The organism is Jeotgalibacillus soli (assembly GCF_000829435.1).
Classification (GTDB): Bacteria; Bacillota; Bacilli; order Bacillales; family Jeotgalibacillaceae; genus Jeotgalibacillus; species Jeotgalibacillus soli.
In genome coordinates, this window is sequence record NZ_JXRP01000018.1 from 528,140 (window position 1) to 548,523 (window position 20,384).

Genomic DNA, 20,384 nt, shown 5'->3' on the forward strand with positions numbered 1-20,384 from the left:
GCTTTTTGTTGTTTTAGAATCCTTGGATCACTCAGTTGATTTTGTCCTCTTGACGGATTTTTTCCCAGACAAAATGCATATGTACCTTAAATGCTTTAATACATTTTTCAACATCTCGATCATACATGGCATCTAAGATCGGCTTGTGAAGTTCAGCAATTTCCTCGAGTTTATCAAAGTAAATTTGGCTTGTTAAGTACCAAATACGATCTGATACAGCGGTTAAATCCTCCCAAACCTGATACATAAATTCATGGTCAGCCAACTTGTAAATATAATTATGAAAGGCATTGTCTGTTTCTCGAACCCTTTCAAGATCATTATTTTTACCAGCTGTGAGCATGTAGTGATATAGACTTGATAATTCTTTTAAATCGTCATCTGTCAGGTTTTGTAATGCTCTTTGGATAGCTAAAGGCTCCATCACTTCACGGAAGCTATAGATTTCCTCTACATCCTTCTTCGAAAAGTTGGATACAAATGACCCTTTATGGCGGTAGTGAACAACAAAGCCTTCTATTCGGAGGCGGGATAAGGCTTCACGAACAGGAGCCTGGCTCACACTATATTGCTTTGCAACCTCCATCTCAATAAGCCGATCACCCGGTTTTAATTCACCTTTTATAATGGCATCCTTTAATAGATCACATATCTGATCAGCTAATGAATCATTTCTAACTAATCTCCCCATGAGCATAACTCCTCTGCATTAGCCAATAATCGTCTATATATAGTGTAGCTAAAAAAACCTAGATAATCAATTTAGGACATTAATTCGGATATTTTTTTTGACAATTCAAAATATGGTTGATAATATAGATTATATATTATCGATAATGTAAATCGATGTTAAATCACAATGGTTGAAGGGAGCAGAGGGATGAATATATATGTAGTGATGAAAAGAACGTTTGACACCGAGGAAAAAATCGTAATTAAAAATGGTGTGATTGAAGAAGGCGATGCAAAATACATTATCAATCCGTATGATGAATATGCAATTGAAGAAGCAATTCTCTTAAAAGAAAAGCACGATGGTGAAATTACTGTTGTTACTGTAGGAGGAGAAGATGCGGAAAAAGAACTGCGTACTGCATTAGCTATGGGGGCAGACAAGGCTTTTTTGCTGAATACAGAGGATGATCTTGAGGATGGGGATGAATATACAACGGCAAAGGTGTTAGCTCATTTCTTTAAGAAAAATGAGTTTGATATTATCCTAGCGGGCAATGTAGCAATTGACGGGGGTTCTGGTCAAGTAGGTCCACGATTAGCTGAACTTCTTGATATCTCCTATGTAACTACGATAACAAAAATGGAGATAGATGGTCAAAAAGTGACGATTGAACGAGATGTTGAAGGAGATGTAGAGGTAATTGAAACATCACTTCCAATACTAGTTACAGCACAGCAGGGATTAAATGAACCGCGCTATCCTTCATTGCCGGGCATTATGAAAGCTAAGAAAAAGCCATTGGAAGAGCTCGAGCTTGATGATCTTGATCTTGATAAAGAGGACGTAGAAGCAAAATCCAAGGTTGTGGAAATATATCTTCCCCCGAAAAAAGAAGCAGGTAAAGTGCTAGAAGGTGAAGTGCAGGATCAAGTAAAAGAGTTAGTTAATCTATTAAAAACGGACGCAAAAGTAATTTAATGGAGGAGTGATCACATGGGACGAAAAGTATTAGTACTCGGTGAGGTTCGGGACGGAGCCATTCGTCATGTTTCATTTGAAGCGATTGCTGCAGGAAAAGTGATTGCTGAAGGTGGAGAAGTCATTGGTGTTCTTTTTGGTGAAAGCGTAAACAATTTAGCGGGTGAAATGGTTGCCTACGGAGCCGATCGTGTTTTAACAGTGGAAAATGAGAAATTAAAAAATTACTCTTCAGATGGCTTTACACAGGCAATGACGGCTGTTATTGATCAAGAAAGCCCTGAAGGAATAGTTCTTGGACATACAGCACAGGGGAAGGATCTTGCCCCGCGTCTTGCGAGCAAGCTTGATTCAGGCCTTGTATCAGATGCTGTTGATGTGAATAATGAAAACGGAAATATCCTGTTCACTCGTCCTATTTATTCCGGAAAAGCGTTTGAGAAGAAAATGATCACGGATGGCTTGGTTCTTGCAACAATTCGACCGAACAACGTTCCGGCCCTCGCGAAGGATGAATCCCGCGCTGGTGATGTTCAACCAATAGAAGTAGATATAAAAGACTTACGAACAGTGATTAAAGAAATCGTTCGTAAAACAGCTGGCGGAGTCGATCTTTCAGAAGCAAAAGTAATTGTGGCCGGCGGTCGAGGTGTGAAGAGTGCTGATGGCTTTAAGGTGCTTGAAGAGCTTGCAGAACTTCTTGGTGGAGCAGTTGGTGCATCACGTGGTGCCTGTGATGCTGATTACTGTGATTACTCTCTACAAATTGGTCAAACAGGAAAAGTAGTGACACCGGATCTTTACATAGCGTGTGGAATTTCAGGTGCAATCCAGCATTTGGCAGGGATGTCGAATTCCAAAATTCTTGTTGCGATTAATAAGGATCCTGAAGCAAATATCTTTAAGGTAGCAGACTATGGGATCATAGGAGACTTATTTGAAGTACTACCTTTATTCATAGAGGAAATAAAAAGGGAATTAGTAAAAGCATAAGAGCTATAATTATGCGGTTAGGAGAATGAAAAGTTGGATAGCCTACTTATTATTAATCTATTGCTATTTCTATTTGTAACCAGCTATGCTATCTACTTATTTCTTTATTTGGTAAAAACCCGTTATGAATATATTAAATTAGGCCAAAAAGTTGAATTTGATCATCGTTTAAAAGAAAGATGGCAAGAGGTAAAGGTAAATGTTTTTGGTCAGAAAAAGCTTCTAAAAGATAAAAAGAGCGGAATTATTCACGTCCTTTTTTTCTATGGCTTTATTCTTGTTCAATTAGGTGCCGTCGATTTTATTATAAAGGGATTAGTGCCAGGAGCCCATTTACCACTTGGGCCTCTCTATTCTGTCTTTACCTTTTTCCAGGAAATCGTTACACTGCTCATTTTAGTTGCTGTTGTTTGGGCTTTTCATCGACGTTATGTAGAAAAGCTCGTTCGCTTGAAGAGGAACTTTAAATCGGGACTCGTATTAATTTTCATTGGCGGACTGATGCTTTCCGTGTTATTTGGAAATGGGATGGCGATGATTTGGCATCAGCATGAACTTTCTATGGCAGAACCTGTTGCTTCTGGGTTTGCTTTTTTGCTAGGAGGCGTGTCTGAAGCAGCTGCCGTTTCTTTATTTTATGCTGCGTGGTGGATTCATACTTTGTTCCTTCTTGCATTTCTTGTCTATGTACCACAATCAAAGCATGCTCATTTAATTGCAGGTCCGGCAAATGTTTTCTTTACTCGCCTTTCTAATCCAGGAAAGCTGGAAAAAATCGATTTTGAAGATGAAACAAAAGAAGCCTATGGTGCAGGGAAAATTGAAGATTTTACTCAGCATCAGCTAATTGATTTATATGCCTGTGTAGAGTGTGGACGCTGTACGAATATGTGTCCTGCAACAGGTACTGGAAAGATGCTTTCACCAATGGATTTAATTTTAAAAATGCGGGACCACTTAACCAATAAAGGAGCAGTTGTTACTTCAAGAGCGCCATGGGTACCTGGTTTTGCTTTCGGAAATACAGTGGGAAATCAACTGGCGATGGCAGCTGCAGGCAAAGGATCTGCTGATTTTGATTCTTATCATCCTTCATTGATTGGGGACGTTATCACAGAAGAAGAAATCTGGGCTTGCACCACCTGCCGTAATTGTGAAGATCAATGTCCGGTCATGAATGAGCATGTTGATAAAATCATTGATTTGCGTCGCTATTTAGTCTTAACAGAAGGAAGGATGGATCCAGATGCTCAACGTGCGATGACAAATATTGAGCGACAGGGGAATCCGTGGGGATTAAACCGAAAAGAACGTGAGAGCTGGAGAGAAGCACGTGAGGACGTATATATTCCAACTGTCAAAGAAATGAAAAAAGAAGACAAAGAGTTTGAATATTTATTTTGGGTAGGCTCCATGGGATCTTACGATAATCGCAGTCAAAAAATTGCGCTTTCTTTTGCTAAGCTGATGAATGAGGCCGGAGTAAAATATGCCATCTTAGGAAATAATGAGAAAAACTCTGGGGATACTCCACGACGTCTTGGAAATGAGTTTTTATTCCAGGAGCTTGCAACGAAAAATATTGAAGAATTTGAGAAAAATGGCGTCAAAAAGATTGTTACCATTGATCCTCACGCCTATAATATTTTTAAAAATGAATACCCTGATTTCGGTTTAAACGTCGAAGTATACCATCATACTGAACTCTTGTTCAAACTAGTGTCAGAAGGGAAAATCAAGCCTGTTTACGAAGTAAATGAAAAGATTACCTTCCATGATTCTTGTTATCTAGGACGTTATAATGAGGTATATGAGCCACCAAGAGAGATCTTGAAAGCAATTCCAGGCGTTCAACTCGTAGAAATGCAGCGAAACCGAGAAACTGGGATGTGCTGTGGTGCTGGCGGTGGGTTAATGTGGATGGAAGAAGACACAGGCCACCGTGTAAATGAAGCGCGAACGGAACAGGCATTGGCAGTAAATCCATCCATCATTAGCTCTGGATGCCCATATTGTTTAACAATGCTAAGCGATGGTACAAAAGCAAAGCAAGTTGAAGATTCGATCGAAACAATGGATGTAACAGAAATCCTGGAGCGATCCGTTTTTCCTCAAAAGTCTGAAGTACTTGTTGGCGTGTGAAAAAAATAAACCTGTCTCAAGTATTTATAAAATAAAACCCCCCTGACTCAATCAGGGATTACAAATGTACTATAAGAAGAATGCTGTCTTATAATGGATGGCTTCTTTTATTTTTTATGAACAATTTAATTCTCTCTGTAAACGGTAATAGGAGCAAGTATTTAATAAAGAGTTGTACAGAAGATTTTTTTATTTTCTGAATAATGCAGGTTAATTGTGGCAGGAAGTCAAAATTATAGATAGATTATCGATAAAAATCAGATGTACAAGGGTGGTGAATAAATGATAACAATATGCTTGGTGAGACACGGGGAAACTGAATGGAATGCATTAGGAAGGCTTCAGGGAAGAGCTGATCTTCCTTTAAATATAACAGGTGTTCAACAAGCAGGAATGCTCCAGATTCTTAGAAGAGTTTCAGAGGGATTTCGTCATAACAAGCCCATTGAAACGGGCAAAACAAACACCTGAAATCATTAATAAAAAGATACTTCTCCCTTTTGTTGAGATGGATTAGAAGCAATATTTACTTTCAGCAGGATGAATGGAAAATAAGAATTTTCAACCAATTTTCCCATTTCTCCCACTAAAGTGAGATGGGAAAAATATAAATCTCCAAACGTTATTCTTATATATGTTTATAATAAATGAAAGAGCGGCGAAAAAACAATGGATGTTTTTGATGGATTGCAAAACGAGTTAGTGAACGAAAAAGAAAGGACTTTTGACGCGTTTACGCTATTATCAGAATCATAGAGGCTAATGACGAATTAATTTCAACTTTCGTGCAAAGTACTTTCCTCATGGTGGAGAAACAGAAAAAATATTAGTTGAAAAATAGATATGGACAATTTAAACCTCACCTTTGTATTGTTAAGACTGCCTAGGGTATATCAATCTGGTGAAACATAATTAAAAAACCAGTATCTCTACTGGTTTTTTAATAATTTCACGATATTTCGTGTTGATTCATATAAGTTTTCCTCCGCGTCAGCGAGTGCATCAGCTAACGAGATAGGTCTAGGTATGGTTGAATGACAGCTTGCAAAGAGAGCATCTAATTCTTTATAGCCGTTACCTAAGCTTCCTGAAATCAAAATCGTTTTCACACTATTGCCTTTAGCCAGCTTAGCAACATAAGAGGGGACTTTACCGAATAGTGTTTGATGGTCACTTTGCCCTTCACCTGTCAAAACCCAATCAGCCTCTGCCAGTTTTTGCTCTAATCCGGTTGCATCGGATACAATCTTTGCCCCTGATTCCATGATTGCTCCGATCGTCAATAATGCAAACCCAAGTCCACCTGCAGCACCAGCTCCGGGAATTTCTTGATATTTCTTACCTAACACCATTTCTATTTGGTCTGCATAACGTCTTAATAAATCATCTAACTCAATTACTTGATCTTTTGTTGCTCCTTTTTGTGGTCCAAACACATGAGATGCCCCATTTGGACCGCAGAGCGGGTTTTCAACATCACAAGCAACGAATATTTCACATGAACGTAGACGAGAGTCGATAGTATCAAAGCTGATGGTCTCAATATTCTGTAATCCTGATGCAGCAGGAGAGACGGGGAACCCATTTTTATCGGCAAAAACTGCTCCAAGAGCCTGCAGCATACCTAGTCCGCCATCATTTGTTGCACTTCCACCGATTCCAATAATAAATTTTCTAAACCCTTGTTCAAGCGCATGAAGGATTGCTTCCCCAACCCCATATGTAGTCGTAAGCATTGGATTTCTATCTTCAAAAGATATCATGGGTAATCCGGAGATATTAGCCATTTCAATAACAGCTGTTTTTTCATCACTTAATATTCCATAAGCACTTTGAATCTTATCTCCCAAAGGTCCAGCTACATAAATGGTTTCAAGCCTGCCATTCGTAGCTGTTACCAGTGCTTCCAATGTTCCTTCACCTCCATCAGCCATAGGATTGATGATGACATCGGCTAATGGTATCTCATTCGAAATAGCTTTTTTCATCGTGTTGGCAACTTCAATTGCAGATAAGCTGCCTTTATAAGAATCTGGCGCAATAACAAATTTCATGCTTCACACTCTTTTCTTTAAAATAATACAGCGTAAAAGAATATAAGCTGGCAGTAAGACTTTTACGCTGGTGTATGATTAATTCATTTTTTAATGGATTAATTAAAGATCATAGGTAAAAAAGTTGAAATTTGTGGGACAAAGATAATAACTAGCAGGGCTAAAACCATCGCGAGTATAAATGGAATAATCGCTATTGATATTCGCTCGATTGATAATTTGGATATACCTGATGCAACAAAGAGATTCAATCCCACCGGAGGAGTTAATAATCCAATTTCCGCGGCCAAAACTAAGACAATTCCGAAGTGAATTGGATCAATCCCTAATTGCAGAATAACCGGTAAGAAGAGTGGTGTTAAAATAATAATAATCGAAAGCGTTTCCATAAATGTTCCAATGATTAGAACTAATAAACCAATCAACAATAGAATAATCCATGGATTTGTTGATATTCCCATAATAAAATTACCGATCGTAGATGGGATTTGGTAGATTGAAATAAGCTTTGAAAAAGCAGCTGCTGTACTAAGGATGATTAATATGGCTCCCGTCATGATGGATGAAGAGATAAATGCCGTTTTTATCTTCTCTAGATTAAGCTCTTTATGTATAAACAAACCAACTATGAATGCGTACAGAACAGCTATTACAGCTGATTCAGTTGGTGTGAATATACCACTATAAACTCCGCCTAGAATAATAACTGGTGTTAGAAGGGCCCATTTCGCATCCCATAAAGTCGTTCTGACTTCTTTCCAGTCAATTTTACCGCCAGTACCTTTATACCCTTTTCGTCTAGAGATAATGACCACAGCAGTGATTAAGAAAATAACAGCAACAAGACCAGGTCCAATACCTGCTAAGAACATATCACTGATAGATACGTTTGCCAAAATTGCAAAGATTATTAATGGGATAGATGGGGGAATTAAGATTCCTAATCCACCGCCCGATGCCGATACGGCTGCTGAAAATCCAGGATCATAGCCTTTTTTAATCATTGCTGGAATCATAATAGACCCAATTGCTGCAACTGTGGCTGGAGAAGATCCAGAGATGGCGGCAAAGAATAAACAAGATAACATGGCAACAAGTGCAAGTCCTCCTGTAAACGTTTTCATTAATGAATTAGCAAAAGCGATTAATCTGGTTGATAGCCCTCCTGTTTCCATTAAAGCACCAGCTAAAATAAAAAACGGAATAGCTATAAGTGGAAATGAATCTAGTGCAGTAAAGGCACTTTGTGTAAGAAAAGCAATGGGAATATCAGCTATGAGTAATGAAACTAATACAGCAATCCCGATCGCGATGGCAATGGGTATACCAATTACTAAGCAAATGAGTAAAACTGAACCTAATGCAATACTTGCAGTCATCTATAGAGCCCTCCTTAAAAAACATTTTTTATTTTATCTTGTACATCAAGCTCATTATCCACTACACTACCTTGGATATGGTCAGGCTGAGATGCTGTATTTCGTCTTCTAATCATGTTTTGAATAATTCTAAGTGACATAATGGTAAAGCCAATAGGAACAATTATATAAACAAGTCCCATATTAATACGTGTTACTGCAGATACTTGAATTGAGCCTAATAAGGTTTGAACCATTTGTGTTCCATAAAAAATCATAAAGACATTAAATGTTAGCCAGATAACGTCGGAGAAATAGTAGATCCAATTGCCAGTCTTCTTTGCAATGGTTTTTTCTCCAATCTCCATTTTTAAATGACGATTATGTTTAGCTGCTAAAGCGATTGCAACGTAAACGAGCCATATAAATACAAATCTAGATAGCTCCTCGGACCATTCTAATGGAAAATTAAAAATAAACCTTGCAAAAATTTGAGCACTAACTAACAACGTCATAATGGAAAATAATGCGATGCAAATATACTCTTCAAAATTCTGATCAATCTTTTTTACAACATTCATAATGTAAGTAAACCCTCCCCGTTCATAAAGATTCGTAAAATGTCAAACCTTATAGCTCATTATATTTTATCGATAATCGAAAAGTAAAGGCTGCATTGAAAGAAAATAAAATAAATATTTAATTTTAAAATTATTTTGACAACTAAAAAGAAAATTGGTATCGTTTACATTATAGATTATCGATAATACTTAAAGGTTGTTTTAAGGGGTAATTAAACAACTGATACAAGGAACGATTGAAATCTATAAAGCAACGAACATGAGTATTTACAGGGGGGTAGAAATGAATGATGAAGAAAAATGGTTTCATTCTGCTGGCGTTTATTCTATTATCGGGGATTTTGGCAGCTTGTTCAGATGGAAATAGCTCAAACACCGAAGCTTCCGGAGATTCTGGAGGTTCTGGCAGCTCAGCGGAAAAAGTAATAAAACTTGGATCCGTAAATAACGAACAGCACACATTGTTTAAGGGATATGAAAAATTCAAAGAAATAGTAGAAGAAAAAACGGATGGTAATATAACAGTAGAAATTTATCCGAATGGACAATTAGGAGACGATCGTGCCATGATCGAGGGACTGCAGTTCGGGACATTAGAAGCTGTAGGAGTATCCACTTCAATGCTAGCAAACTGGGCACCGCCAATGCTGGCTTATGATCTGCCTTTCGCATTTCCTGATGCGGATACAGCCTATCAAGTGTTAGATGGACCTTATGGTGAGAAAGTCGGTAAGCTGCTAGAAGATGAGGGACTAGTTTTCCTCGCTTATTTTGAAAATGGTTTTAGACAATTGACAAATAATACAAGAGAAGTATCTTCTGTGGAAGATATTGAAGGCTTAAAAATTCGAGTGATGCAAACACCTGTACACATTGAGACATGGAGTACATTAGGTGCAAGTCCAACACCAATGGCATATACCGAGCTATTTACAGCCATGCAGCAAGGCGTGATCGATGGACAAGAAAATCCATATGGAAATACAGCAATGGATCGATTTTACGAGGTTCAGGAGTACATGACGGTTACAAATCATGTATATAACCCTATGGGTCTTGTTATTTCTAAAACATTCTTTGATGGATTAACAGAAGAAGAACAGCAAATTGTATTGGATGCTGCAGATGAAGCAGGTGAACATCAGCGTCAATTGAATCAAGAAGAAGATCAAAACTATAAACAAATGATTATTGATGGCGGTACAAAGATTACAGAACTAACACCTGAAGCGCAAGCAGAATTTGTAGAAACAGTTCAAGGTGTATATGATGAATTCGCTGATGAAATCGGTCAGGAATACTTGGATGAGTTTTTAGCAGAGGTTGAAAACGCACAATAATTTTAGTTGAAATATGAAAGCGGTTACTAAGGTGCCGCTTTCTATATAAATGAAATTGCTTTCAATAAAATCGATTTCGTAATCACAGGAGGAATAGTAATGAATCTTATTAAAGACTCTTTTGAATTTGGTCTACATACGCAAATCCACTTCGGTGTGAACCGCATTCAGGAATTGCCTGAAATTATTAAAAAATATAACTATAAAAATGTACTAATTTGTACAGACAAAGGAATTGCTAGCTCTGGGGCGCTTGATCGTTTAGAATCGATCCTTAAAGATGGAGAAATTAAATACGAAGTTTTTACTGAGGTTGAACCGGATCCAACCATTCGCATCGTGAAAAAGGTTGAACAGTTTTTTATTGAAAGGAATTGTGACGCGATCATTGGGTTTGGAGGAGGAAGCTCCATTGATACGGCAAAAGGTGTTTCAATTGCTGTAGCGAACCCTGGTGACTTAAGCAAATTTGAAGGTAAAAACCAAATTCCAAACAAAGGTCCTAATGTAATTGCGATTCCAACAACTGCAGGTACTGGTTCAGAGGTAACACATGCAACGGTCTTAAAGGATGAAGATCGTAAATACAAAATGGGGATTTTAAGCGAGCATTTGCATCCTAAAGCAGCGATACTGGACCCTGCATTGCTTACCACTCTCCCTAAAGGTCTTGCAACAATGACCGGGATGGATGCGTTAAGTCATGCAATTGAATCATATACTTCTAATCAAGCACAGCCAATCACAGAGGCATTAGGGCTTTATGCAATTGAACTGATCGGGAAGAACTTAAGACCGTTTGCTGCGGATCGCACAAATATTGAAGCGGCTTCAAATATGATGCTAGCAAGCACAATTGCTGGTGCAGCATTTATTTGGGGAAGGGTAGCAGCAGTGCATGCGTTATCTCATCCACTTGGCGGACGCTATAAAATTCCACATGGATTAGCAAACTCCTTACTTCTGCCAATTGTCATGAAATATAATGTAAGCTCTAATTTCCAAAAGTTTAAAAATATCGCAGTACAGCTAGGAGAAAACGTTGAAGGTCTATCACTTCGCGAAGCTGCAGCTAAATCTGTAACGGCGGTTGAAGAGTTGATCGCAGACTTAGAAATTCCTACAACACTGAAGGAAATCAACATTGAATTATCCGATGAAGAAGTTCAGGTAGTGGCTGAAGAAGCATTCGCAAGCGGAATCGCGAATGCAAATCCAAGACAGGTTTCAGTTAAAGATTTGGTTTCTATTATTAACACTATTAAATAAGAGGTGAGAGAATGGTTACAGTAAAAAACACACCTATTACAGTTCAAAACTATATTGGCGGTAAATGGGTGCCTTCATCAAATAATGAGACATATAATAGAGAAAACCCGGCAAATATTGAAGAAATCGTATCGATTTGCCCAAACTCAACAACAGAGGATGCCGATAACGCAGTTGAAGCGGCACAAGAAGCATTCAAATCATGGTCACAGGTTCCTGCTATTAGCCGTGCTAAATACCTTTATAAATTTGCAGAACTATTAGAAGCACATAAAGATGAGGTTGCAGAGCTTTTAACAAAGGAACAGGGAAAGCCACTTGGTGAATCTTTAGGTGAAGTAAATAAAACGATCAGTGAAGTACGATTTACCGCTGGTGAAGCGTCTAGACTTTCTGGAGAAACGTTGCCAAGTGAACGTGAAAACGTTCAAATTCGCACAGTACGTGTTCCAAGAGGTGTAATCGCAGCGATTTCTCCATGGAATTTCCCATTGGTCACCCCTTTGCGAAAAATTGCTCCTGCACTGGCTGCTGGAAATACAGTCGTTTTCAAGCCTGCAAGTGTGACAGTGGCGATGGGTGCAAAAATTGCAGAGCTGTTTGAAAAAGCAGGACTGCCAGCTGGTGTTTTAAATCTTATCATTGGATCTGGACGAAGTGTTGGAAATCAAATCGTTAACCATCCAAAGGTAAGAGGGATTACCTTCACGGGTTCAACCGGTGTAGGGTCAGGAATTTACGAACAGGCATCAAAACGATTAGTGGAAGTACAACTTGAAATGGGCGGGAAAAACGCAGCGATTATTTATGACTACCCGGATGTTGAAGGAGCAGTTGCTCAAATCGTTGGTGCTGCATTTGCTGCAGCAGGACAAAGATGTACTTCGATCAGCCGAATCGTTATTAATGAAAAGGATGCAGATCGTGTATATGCTGCACTAAAAGAAAAAGCGGAAGCTTATGTTATCGGTGATGGACTTGCAAAAGGGACATCAATGGGTCCTCTCGTATCACAGGATCAGCTGGAAACAACACAGCAATATGTGAAAATTGGTCATGAAGAAGGCGCTACGCTGCTTACTGGTGGAGAAATTTCCAAACAGGATAAAGAAGGGTACTATTTCCAGCCAACAATCTTTACAAATGTAAAACCCGATTCAAGAATTGCTAAGGAAGAAATATTTGGTCCTGTATTATCAGTCATGACCGCTGATACTTTCTCTGAAGCAATTGAGATAATGAATGACAGTGAGTATGGACTTGCAGCTTCTTGCTTCACAAAAAATAAAGACTACGTTGATCAATTTGTTTCACAAGCAGAAGCAGGAATGCTTCATGTAAACAATGGGACAATCAGTGAATCTCATGCACCATTTGGAGGATTGAAAGCTTCTGCTGTTGGTCCTTATTCAATTGGGAGCACGGCAAAGGATTTCTTTACAGATTTAAAAGTTGTCTATGATGCGAACTAACTTCAATGTAAGTTAATCACATTAGCTGCACATATCTACTGAAAAGGATGATATTTATAAGCTTTTGCAATCAATCATTATCGATAATATATAATATTTTTCATAATTATTTACTTAAAAGGAAGGGGATTTATATGGCAATTACGGAAGCCCAACAAAATTGGAAAGATGTAGCAAGAGACTTTGCGAAGCAAAAATTAGAACCAGCTACAGGATGGCTAGAAGGCGAGGAGTTTTGGAGCAATGCAAAAAAACTTGCTGATCATGGATTTTTAGGGTTAACCCTCCCGGAAGAATACGGGGGGATGAATCTTGATCTCTTTGAAGCAGCACTAATCATTGAAGAGCTTTGCAGAGTATGTCCTACAAGTGGTCGCCATGCTTATCACGCAAGCATGGGAATCTCTTCCTTTATTAACCATTTAGGAAATGAAGAGCAGAAACAAAAATACCTTCCTCAAGTAACATCAGGAAAACTTTTTGTGGCGCTAGGAATGAGTGAACCGGAAGCAGGAAGTGCTGCAACCGATATGACCACTACGGCTGTTGATGAAGGTGATCACTACCGTTTAAACGGATCAAAAGTATTTATTAGTGATGCTCATCTTGCAGATTTGTTTGTCGTGTACGCTCGTTTTGGTAATTCTGGTCGAACTTCAGACATTGGTGCCATACTTGTTGAACGCGGAACACCAGGTTTTACAATTGGACCAAATGAGGAAAACATGAGCGGTGAAATCCAGTGTGCACTTTATTTTGAAGATGCTATTGTGCCAAAGGAAAATGTCCTTGTAACGGACAATGCCTTCAAGAAATTAATGGGTGTATACAACGGTGTACGCTTGGGCTTCTTAGCACAAACGCTTGGAATTACACAAGCAGCATTCGATCGTACGATGGACCATGTAAAACAGCGAAAGCAGTTTGGTAAAGATATCGCTGAATTTCAAGGTGTGCAGTGGATGATTTCAGATATGTATGTAGAGCTGGAAGCTGCCAGAACCTTGCTTTATCGCGCGGCAGAAGCTGCTGCTGATAATAAACCGGATAAAAATGCTGTGAGTGTTGCAAAAATCTTTGTAGCTGATGCATCTCAGCGTATTACCGATACGTGTATCCAACTTCACGGCGGATATGGATATTCAAAACAATACCCGCTTGAATGGTACTATCGCTGCGTACGTGCGGCATCAATTGCTGGCGGTACATTGCAGGTTCACAAAACAATGCTAGCTTCAGATGTCTTGGAGAGAAGATTCGATCAGCGTAAGTAATAAATAATAGTCAAAAAATCATATTTAAAAATTTCTGGGAGGTCATGAGGATGGGGACAACATCTCAAATAGAAAAAAGCAAATCCAAGGTCATTTCAGCTGATGAAGCAGTAAAAAGAATTCCAAACGATGCAACGTTAACAATTGGAGGTCTAATCTCCATTCTCTGCCCCGAGAAAGTATTAGCTGCACTTGGTGAACGATTCTTAGCCACAGCTGAACCAAAAAATTTATCGGTTATTACCCCAGTGAGAGTAGGATGGGATCCAACAAAAAGCACTGGACTTGAGCATGTTGCCTATAAAGGAATGTTAAAAAGACTTGTCAGTGGAAGTTTCAATGTTAAAGAAAGTCCGAATCTAACTAGTATGATTCGGAATAATGAAATAGAAGCGTATAACTTTTCAATGGGCACCCTTTTTCAGCTTATTCGATCCATTGCAGGGGGACATCCCGGTCTTCTTACCAAAGCTGGGTTACATACATATGTTGACCCAAGACTTGATGGCGGTCGCTTAAATGATTTTACGAAAACTGAGCTTAATCAATTGATAGAAATTAATGGAGAAGAGCATTTATTCTACCCGTCTTTCCCGATCGATGTTGCGATCATTAGAGGAACGACCGCTGATGAAAATGGAAATATTACGCTAGAAGATGAACCAACTACACTTAGCGGGCTTGAAATGGCAATGGCTGCTAAAGCAAGCGGCGGCTACGTTATTGCTCAAGTTAAACGTTTAACGGAGAATAATACTCTTCATCCACGATCTGTTGAGATTCCTGGTATTTTAGTTGATGCCATTGTAATCGATGAAGAACAAACACAGAGTCTATTGCAGGGGCATGATCCGAGCTGGACAGGTGAAACAAGAAAGCCTATGAGTCAATTAAGAAAGCCGCTTCCGCTTGATGAAAAAAAAGTCATTTTACAAAGAGCTGCCGAAGAAATTGAACCAGGCATGACAGTTAATCTAGGCGTGGGAATTCCGGTTGATTTGCCTCGGCTAGCCATCGAACAGGATTTCTTTAAAGACATTACATTTTCTTTAGAGCACGGGGCAATTGGCGGTGTGCCGATGGGTGTAGAAGTGTTCGGTGCTCATATAAATCCAGATGCATTCGTTACTTCACCGCAAATCTTTGATTTTTATCAAGGCGGAGGACTTTCTGCAACATTGCTTGGTTTTGCTCAAATCGATAGTTCTGGCAACGTTAACGTTAGTAAGTTTAATGGGATTTATCGAGGCTCCGGCGGGTTTATTGATATTACCCATAAAACACCTAAAATTCTTTACTGTGGAACATTAACAAGCGGTGGATTAAAGGTGTCTGTAGCAGACGGACAGTTAAAGATCGAAAATGAAGGCCGACATAAGAAATTTGTTGAGTCCATTGAACATATGACGTTTAATGCAGCTGAAGCCATTAAGAAAGGGCAAGAAGTTCTATATATTACAGAGCGCTGTGTTTTCCGTTTAGAGACGGATGGCTTACTTCTCATTGAACACGCACCGGGTGTCGATGTAGAAAAGGATATTCTGGCAAATGTTGATTGCAAGGTTTCGATCTCACCAGATTTGAAAGAAATGAAGTCAAGCTATTTCAAACAATCTACAAGTGAAGTTGTTATGGAAAGGATGTAATAGAGTGTCAAATTATAAAATTGATCGAATTATTGAAACGGACGTACTCGTTGTTGGCGGAGGAGGAGCGGCAGCAAGAGCCGCTCTATCTGCTGTTGAGGCAGGAGCAGAGATTCGTGTCGCTGTTAAGTCAAAATGGCTTGGAGGCGGTTCGACTGCCACAGCCTTTTCTGAATTACTCGCGATTGCCGCTGCCATTGGACATGCTGATGAGCGTGATCAACCAGAAATTCATTATGAAGATACACTTGACGCAGGAAGAGGCTTTATTGATCCGGAACTCGTTTGGGCGCTAGCTTCTGAAGTACCAGATCGCATTCAAGACCTTATCAATATTGGCTTGAATTTCGATAAACAAGAGAACGGTAAACTAGTGCAAGGGATGAGTGATTTTGCAACCTATCCAAGAACTTGTCGGGTAAATGGCGTCACTGCCCGTCATATTCTTGTAGCACTTTCAAAACAAATTAAGAATAATGGTGTGCCGATTGATGAGCATACAGCAGTATTCAAATTAGTAACGGACGAAAATAACAACATCTCAGGTGCTCTTGCAATTAATGTTGAAACAAAGGAATTGATCCTGTACAAAACGCCATCCGTCATCCTTGCGTGCGGCGGGGCACAGCACGTGTACAAATATGCAGTAGGAACAGCAGAAATGATCGGAAATGGATACGCGATGGCTTATGAGCTTGGAATACCATTAATTAATATGGAGTTTATCCAAATCGGACCAGCTGCCATTAAACCTTCTATTACATTACTATCTGGTCCAGTCTGGAGAACAAAACCGATTTTAAAGAACAATAAAGGTGAAGAGATTTTCTCAAAGTACGTACCTTCACACATTGATATCGATAATGTTTACAAGGAAAAAGTATTTCCATTTACAATCTCAAGCGATGCGTTTTATTTTGATACATCAATTCAGAAGGAAATGGAAGCATACCCAACGCCAAATGGCGGGGTATGGGGCACAATGCCACCAGGATCAGAAGAGATTGTTGAACAAAATATGCCGAAAACAAATGGTGTCTTAAAAGCGAAAGGAATTGATATTTTTAAGGATCAATTTGAAGTCGCTCTTATTGCTCAGTGTATGAATGGTGGAGCATTAATTGAAACACCGGATGGTTTAACGAAAGTTCCAGGCTTATTTATTGCAGGAGAAACAGCGGGAGGACTTCGCGGACCAGACCGTCCAGGAGGAAATTCCTTAGCAGAAGGTCAGGTCTTTGGCCATCGTACAGGAAATGCAGCAGCTGCACATTCAAAACAACATACAATTACGAGTAATGTTGAACAAGCGGCAGCAAAATTATTGGCACCGCTAAATGAGTGGATTGAAAAGAGTATAGGAAACAAAGATTTAAACGAAGCCATTCAATCTCTAAAGGATAATATGTATAAAAATTGTCTAATCATCCGCAACGAGGACCGGTTAAATGCAGCGTTGTCTCATATAAACGAGCTTGAGAAAGCGCTTAATGCAGGAGAATTTAAACTCGATGAAAGCAGCTTCTCTGCAGCAATTGATTTTAAGCATATGCTCATTACAGCAAAATCAATTGTGATCTCTGCACAAGCACGAACGGAAAGCAGAAGCTGCCACTTCCGTGAGGATTATCCGGAAAAAGATGATACCAATTGGATAAAGAGCATCTATGTGGTTGAAGAAGAAAATGAAATGATAGTAAAAACAAAAAATTGGCCAGACCAACGGAAAGACAAAAGAAATGAAGTACACCTATGAATGTAACCGTTTCAATTAAAGACAGAATTGCTTTTGTGGTACTTGACTCTCCTCCGTTAAATTTGCTCTCAAACATAATCAAACGTGAGATAAAAGAAGCTTTTCAATTGTTAGCTGGAAATACTGAGGTCAATGTAATTTACTTTGGAGCTGCTGGAGAGCATTTTTGCTGTGGTGCGAACTTGAAGGAATTTCCTGAGAGAGTCAAAAATAACGAAGGCAAGAAAGCGTGGATCGAAGGACATGAAATGCTCCAAGCCATTATGAACACACCGCAGCCAACCATCGTTTCTGTTCAAGGAAATGCTCTTGGGGGTGGTGCTGAATTAGCAAGTGCATTTGATATTCGCTTGTTTGCTCACGATGCTGTATTTGGTTATCCGGAAGTTTCTCGAACTGTGTATCCTGGTAATGGCGGATTTGAACGATTTATTCAGTTGTGTGGAAAGGCTAATGCATCTTTTCTCTTTTTAACAGGCGAAAAAATGACGGCAGCTGAATTGTTCCGAATTGGGATGGCTAATAAAGTGGTTGAGAGAACAGCGCTTGAAGAAGAAGGCAAGAAAGTGGCAGCGCTTCTTGCCTCCTATTCAGCTACAACGATTAAAACAATCAAGCAAGCCGTAAATGAGTACAAAAACCCCGAACAATTTTTCCATAAAGGGATGGATTATTTTTCTGCTCTTCATCAAACAGAGGATATACAAGAATCTATCCAGGCATTTTTTGAAAAAAGAAAGCCAGTGTACCAGCACAATGTAAAGAATCGCTACTAAACGGAGGGATATTAATGAGCTTAGGATTTAGGGTGCTACCCCTTGAAAAACGTGTAGATAAAGAGATCGTAGAGCAATTTAAACATGTTGTAACACCTCATATTAGTGACAATATGGGACGAATGAGTGCAGCGGGCCCTGAACTAAGACCTTACCATAAAGAAGGAAAGCTTGTCGGTCCTGCACTAACGGTAAAAACGAGACCAGGAGATAATTTGTTGGTTCATAAAGCCATCGATCTTGCTGAACCGGGAGATATAATTGTTGTGGACGCGGGTGGTGACACAACAAATGCGATTGTTGGCGAAATTATGAAAAGAATTGCAGAAAAAAATGGAATTGCAGGGTTTGTCATAAACGGTGCCATTCGTGATGTAGCCGCATTTAAAAATGATACATTCCCAGTTTATGCGAAAGGCATAACGCATCGTGGTCCCTATAAAGATGGGCCTGGTGAAGTGAATGTGCCAATTTCGATTGGAGGAATGCTGATTCACCCAGGAGATCTTATTGTTGGAGATGACGATGGACTCGTTGTTGTACCTGCGGATCAAGCAGAAGAAATCCTTCAAATAGCTAATAATATGGCCGCAAACGAATTGGAAATCTTTGACACAATCGAACAAGGGACAGTTGATCGAACCTGGGTTGATCAATTGTTAAATGAAAAGGGCTGTGAAATCATTGAACCTTCCAAAGCTGTTGCAAGCGGTAGGGAGCACTAAATGAAACCCAAAGTCTATATTACACGAAAACTACCAGATCAGGTTATAACCCAAATTCGTGAGCGCTTCGAGGTGAAAATGTGGGAAGAAGAAGAAACGCCTGTCACCTATGAAGTGTTAGAAAATGAAATTCAAGAAGTTGATGGTTTGCTCTGTTTGTTAACAGAAACGGTCGATGAGTCACTAATCAAAAAAGCAAAAAATTTAAAAATCATCGCAAATATGGCGGTTGGTTTTAACAATATTGATCTTGAAAGTGCAACAAAGCATGGAATCATGGTCACAAATACCCCGGGTGTACTGACGGAAACGACTGCTGATTTAACGTTTGCGCTCTTAATGGCAACGGCACGCCGTCTTATTGAAGCCTCCTATTATTTGGAAAATGGTGACTGGAAAACATGGTCTCCGATGCAGCTGACAGGCCAGGACATTCACGGGGCTACACTTGGAATCATTGGACTCGGACGAATTGGGGAAGCATTAGTAAAACGTGCAAAAGGGTTTGACATGAAGGTTATTTATTACAACAGAAGCCGTAAAGCTGAACAAGAAAAAAAACTAGGTATTACCTATAAATCCTTTGAAAATGTATTAAAGGAATCTGATTTTATTTGCCTCATGGTACCCTATACACCGGATACAATAAATTTGATAGGTGAGAATGAGCTGTCGTTAATGAAAAAAAATGCCATCCTAATTAACACAGCTAGAGGTGGAATTGTGGATGAAGATGCTCTTTATCATGCGCTTGAAAATAAAGAGATTTGGGGGGCAGGACTAGATGTTTTCGAAAAAGAACCTGTACCCTTGGATCATCCACTTCTAGCATTGCCAAATGTCGTGAGCCTTCCTCATATTGGCAGCGCGAGTATTGCTACACGTTTGAAAATGGCAGATCTGGCAATAACAAATTTAATTGCTGGTTTACAAGGTGATACACCACCAAACCTATTAAACAAATTATAAATAGTATTTTTATCAAGTCTTTCAAAGAATGCAGTTCGTGTAAACGACAGACGAAAGGGCGGATAATGATGACTGACAATATTCGAGTAGCGATGGGTACCATTGTATGTAAATGCTGCGGGAAGCAAATCGATAGTGTGGCAACGAAAAAAGTGGTCGTTTACTATTCAACTTGTAAACAGCAACAATGCATTGATCAGGTGTCATTGTTGAACGATAACAAGTCAAAGGTACTCTCCTATTAATCTGCCCATGTATTGTTGTTTTTTCAATGATCGTTAATCTGTAATTGTTGCTGCTAATTTCTTTTAGGTTGTATATTATTTGATTTCAATGGTACATAATATTATACTTTATCATAATTACCGATTATCG

General features: G+C 39.2%; 17 protein-coding genes and 1 pseudogene. 14 read left to right on the forward strand and 4 right to left on the reverse strand.

The genetic code is table 11. The features are described from left to right. Nucleotides 1-31 precede the first annotated feature (31 nt). Nucleotides 32-691 (reverse strand): GntR family transcriptional regulator, encoded by a 660-nt coding sequence (locus KP78_RS12985; protein ID WP_041089538.1) that lies wholly within the window; start codon nt 689-691, stop codon nt 32-34. 189 nt (nt 692-880) lie between these two features. Here KP78_RS12985 and KP78_RS12990 point away from each other — a divergent pair, with 189 nt between their 5' ends. The 4 genes and pseudogenes from KP78_RS12990 to KP78_RS13005 all read left to right on the forward strand — a co-directional run bounded on the left by KP78_RS12990 (nt 881) and on the right by KP78_RS13005 (nt 5,306). Next, complete coding sequence (locus KP78_RS12990; RefSeq protein ID WP_041089540.1) at nt 881-1,654, forward strand: electron transfer flavoprotein subunit beta/FixA family protein; 774 nt, start codon at nt 881-883, stop codon at nt 1,652-1,654. Between the two features lie 15 nt (nt 1,655-1,669). Then, complete coding sequence (locus KP78_RS12995; protein WP_041089542.1) at nt 1,670-2,647, forward strand: electron transfer flavoprotein subunit alpha/FixB family protein; 978 nt, start codon at nt 1,670-1,672, stop codon at nt 2,645-2,647. 33 nt (nt 2,648-2,680) lie between these two features. Continuing rightward, nucleotides 2,681-4,789, forward strand: coding sequence for a (Fe-S)-binding protein (locus KP78_RS13000; RefSeq protein ID WP_041089544.1), 2,109 nt, complete (start codon nt 2,681-2,683; stop codon nt 4,787-4,789). A 282-nt stretch (nt 4,790-5,071) separates the two neighbouring features. Beyond that, nucleotides 5,072-5,306, forward strand: a pseudogene (locus KP78_RS13005) (histidine phosphatase family protein). A 412-nt stretch (nt 5,307-5,718) separates the two neighbouring features. Here KP78_RS13005 and KP78_RS13010 read toward each other — a convergent pair. The 3 genes from KP78_RS13010 to KP78_RS13020 form a co-directional block, all read right to left on the reverse strand. Continuing rightward, nucleotides 5,719-6,843, reverse strand: a complete 1,125-nt coding sequence (locus KP78_RS13010; protein WP_041089546.1) for a glycerate kinase — start codon at nt 6,841-6,843, stop codon at nt 5,719-5,721. A gap of 98 nt (nt 6,844-6,941) precedes the next feature. After that, a complete protein-coding gene (locus tag KP78_RS13015) occupies nt 6,942-8,222 on the reverse strand; it encodes a TRAP transporter large permease (protein ID WP_041089548.1) in 1,281 nt (426 codons plus the stop codon). Nucleotides 8,223-8,236: 14 nt separating this feature from the next. After that, a complete protein-coding gene (locus tag KP78_RS13020) occupies nt 8,237-8,782 on the reverse strand; it encodes a TRAP transporter small permease (protein ID WP_041089549.1) in 546 nt (181 codons plus the stop codon). A gap of 287 nt (nt 8,783-9,069) precedes the next feature. Here KP78_RS13020 and KP78_RS13025 point away from each other — a divergent pair, with 287 nt between their 5' ends. The 10 genes from KP78_RS13025 to KP78_RS19615 all read left to right on the forward strand — a co-directional run bounded on the left by KP78_RS13025 (nt 9,070) and on the right by KP78_RS19615 (nt 20,254). Beyond that, nucleotides 9,070-10,122: a TRAP transporter substrate-binding protein gene (locus KP78_RS13025; RefSeq protein ID WP_052474808.1), complete on the forward strand. Its 1,053-nt coding sequence runs from the start codon at nt 9,070-9,072 to the stop codon at nt 10,120-10,122. Between the two features lie 99 nt (nt 10,123-10,221). Next, complete coding sequence (locus KP78_RS13030; protein ID WP_041089550.1) at nt 10,222-11,391, forward strand: iron-containing alcohol dehydrogenase; 1,170 nt, start codon at nt 10,222-10,224, stop codon at nt 11,389-11,391. A gap of 11 nt (nt 11,392-11,402) precedes the next feature. Beyond that, a complete protein-coding gene (locus KP78_RS13035) occupies nt 11,403-12,863 on the forward strand; it encodes an aldehyde dehydrogenase family protein (RefSeq protein ID WP_041089552.1) in 1,461 nt (486 codons plus the stop codon). Nucleotides 12,864-12,997: 134 nt separating this feature from the next. After that, nucleotides 12,998-14,137: an acyl-CoA dehydrogenase family protein gene (locus tag KP78_RS13040; RefSeq protein ID WP_041089554.1), complete on the forward strand. Its 1,140-nt coding sequence runs from the start codon at nt 12,998-13,000 to the stop codon at nt 14,135-14,137. Between the two features lie 50 nt (nt 14,138-14,187). Beyond that, the gene (locus tag KP78_RS13045) at nt 14,188-15,783 is read left to right on the forward strand and encodes an acyl CoA:acetate/3-ketoacid CoA transferase (protein WP_052474809.1); all 1,596 of its coding nucleotides are present in this window, start codon (nt 14,188-14,190) and stop codon (nt 15,781-15,783) included. 4 nt (nt 15,784-15,787) lie between these two features. Next, entirely contained in the window at nt 15,788-17,539 is a 1,752-nt protein-coding gene (locus tag KP78_RS13050; protein WP_041089556.1) for an FAD-binding protein, read from the forward strand. Continuing rightward, a complete protein-coding gene (locus KP78_RS13055; protein WP_041089558.1) occupies nt 17,536-18,315 on the forward strand; it encodes an enoyl-CoA hydratase/isomerase family protein in 780 nt (259 codons plus the stop codon). The genes KP78_RS13050 and KP78_RS13055 overlap by 4 nt, the downstream gene beginning before the upstream one ends. A 14-nt stretch (nt 18,316-18,329) precedes the next feature. Then, nucleotides 18,330-19,040 (forward strand): RraA family protein, encoded by a 711-nt coding sequence (locus tag KP78_RS13060; protein ID WP_052474810.1) that lies wholly within the window; start codon nt 18,330-18,332, stop codon nt 19,038-19,040. Next, nucleotides 19,041-20,009 (forward strand): 2-hydroxyacid dehydrogenase, encoded by a 969-nt coding sequence (locus tag KP78_RS13065; RefSeq protein WP_041089560.1) that lies wholly within the window; start codon nt 19,041-19,043, stop codon nt 20,007-20,009. It abuts the gene before it with no gap. A gap of 68 nt (nt 20,010-20,077) precedes the next feature. Then, entirely contained in the window at nt 20,078-20,254 is a 177-nt protein-coding gene (locus tag KP78_RS19615; RefSeq protein WP_235420926.1) for a GapA-binding peptide SR1P, read from the forward strand. Nucleotides 20,255-20,384: the final 130 nt, after the last annotated feature.

Bases quoted from the DNA above. Each gene is read 5' to 3' on its own strand.
- KP78_RS13020 (WP_041089549.1), bottom strand. From the start codon at position 8,782: ATGAATGTTGTAAAAAAGATTGATCAGAATTTTGAAGAGTATATTTGC.
- KP78_RS19615 (WP_235420926.1), top strand. From the start codon at position 20,078: ATGACTGACAATATTCGAGTAGCGATGGGTACCATTGTATGTAAATGC.
- KP78_RS13055 (WP_041089558.1), top strand. From the start codon at position 17,536: ATGAATGTAACCGTTTCAATTAAAGACAGAATTGCTTTTGTGGTACTT.
- KP78_RS13035 (WP_041089552.1), top strand. From the start codon at position 11,403: ATGGTTACAGTAAAAAACACACCTATTACAGTTCAAAACTATATTGGC.
- KP78_RS13030 (WP_041089550.1), top strand. From the start codon at position 10,222: ATGAATCTTATTAAAGACTCTTTTGAATTTGGTCTACATACGCAAATC.
- KP78_RS12990 (WP_041089540.1), top strand. From the start codon at position 881: ATGAATATATATGTAGTGATGAAAAGAACGTTTGACACCGAGGAAAAA.
- KP78_RS12995 (WP_041089542.1), top strand. From the start codon at position 1,670: ATGGGACGAAAAGTATTAGTACTCGGTGAGGTTCGGGACGGAGCCATT.
- KP78_RS13040 (WP_041089554.1), top strand. From the start codon at position 12,998: ATGGCAATTACGGAAGCCCAACAAAATTGGAAAGATGTAGCAAGAGAC.
- KP78_RS13025 (WP_052474808.1), top strand. From the start codon at position 9,070: ATGATGAAGAAAAATGGTTTCATTCTGCTGGCGTTTATTCTATTATCG.
- KP78_RS13045 (WP_052474809.1), top strand. From the start codon at position 14,188: ATGGGGACAACATCTCAAATAGAAAAAAGCAAATCCAAGGTCATTTCA.
- KP78_RS12985 (WP_041089538.1), bottom strand. From the start codon at position 691: ATGGGGAGATTAGTTAGAAATGATTCATTAGCTGATCAGATATGTGAT.
- KP78_RS13065 (WP_041089560.1), top strand. From the start codon at position 19,041: ATGAAACCCAAAGTCTATATTACACGAAAACTACCAGATCAGGTTATA.
- KP78_RS13015 (WP_041089548.1), bottom strand. From the start codon at position 8,222: ATGACTGCAAGTATTGCATTAGGTTCAGTTTTACTCATTTGCTTAGTA.
- KP78_RS13010 (WP_041089546.1), bottom strand. From the start codon at position 6,843: ATGAAATTTGTTATTGCGCCAGATTCTTATAAAGGCAGCTTATCTGCA.
- KP78_RS13060 (WP_052474810.1), top strand. From the start codon at position 18,330: ATGAGCTTAGGATTTAGGGTGCTACCCCTTGAAAAACGTGTAGATAAA.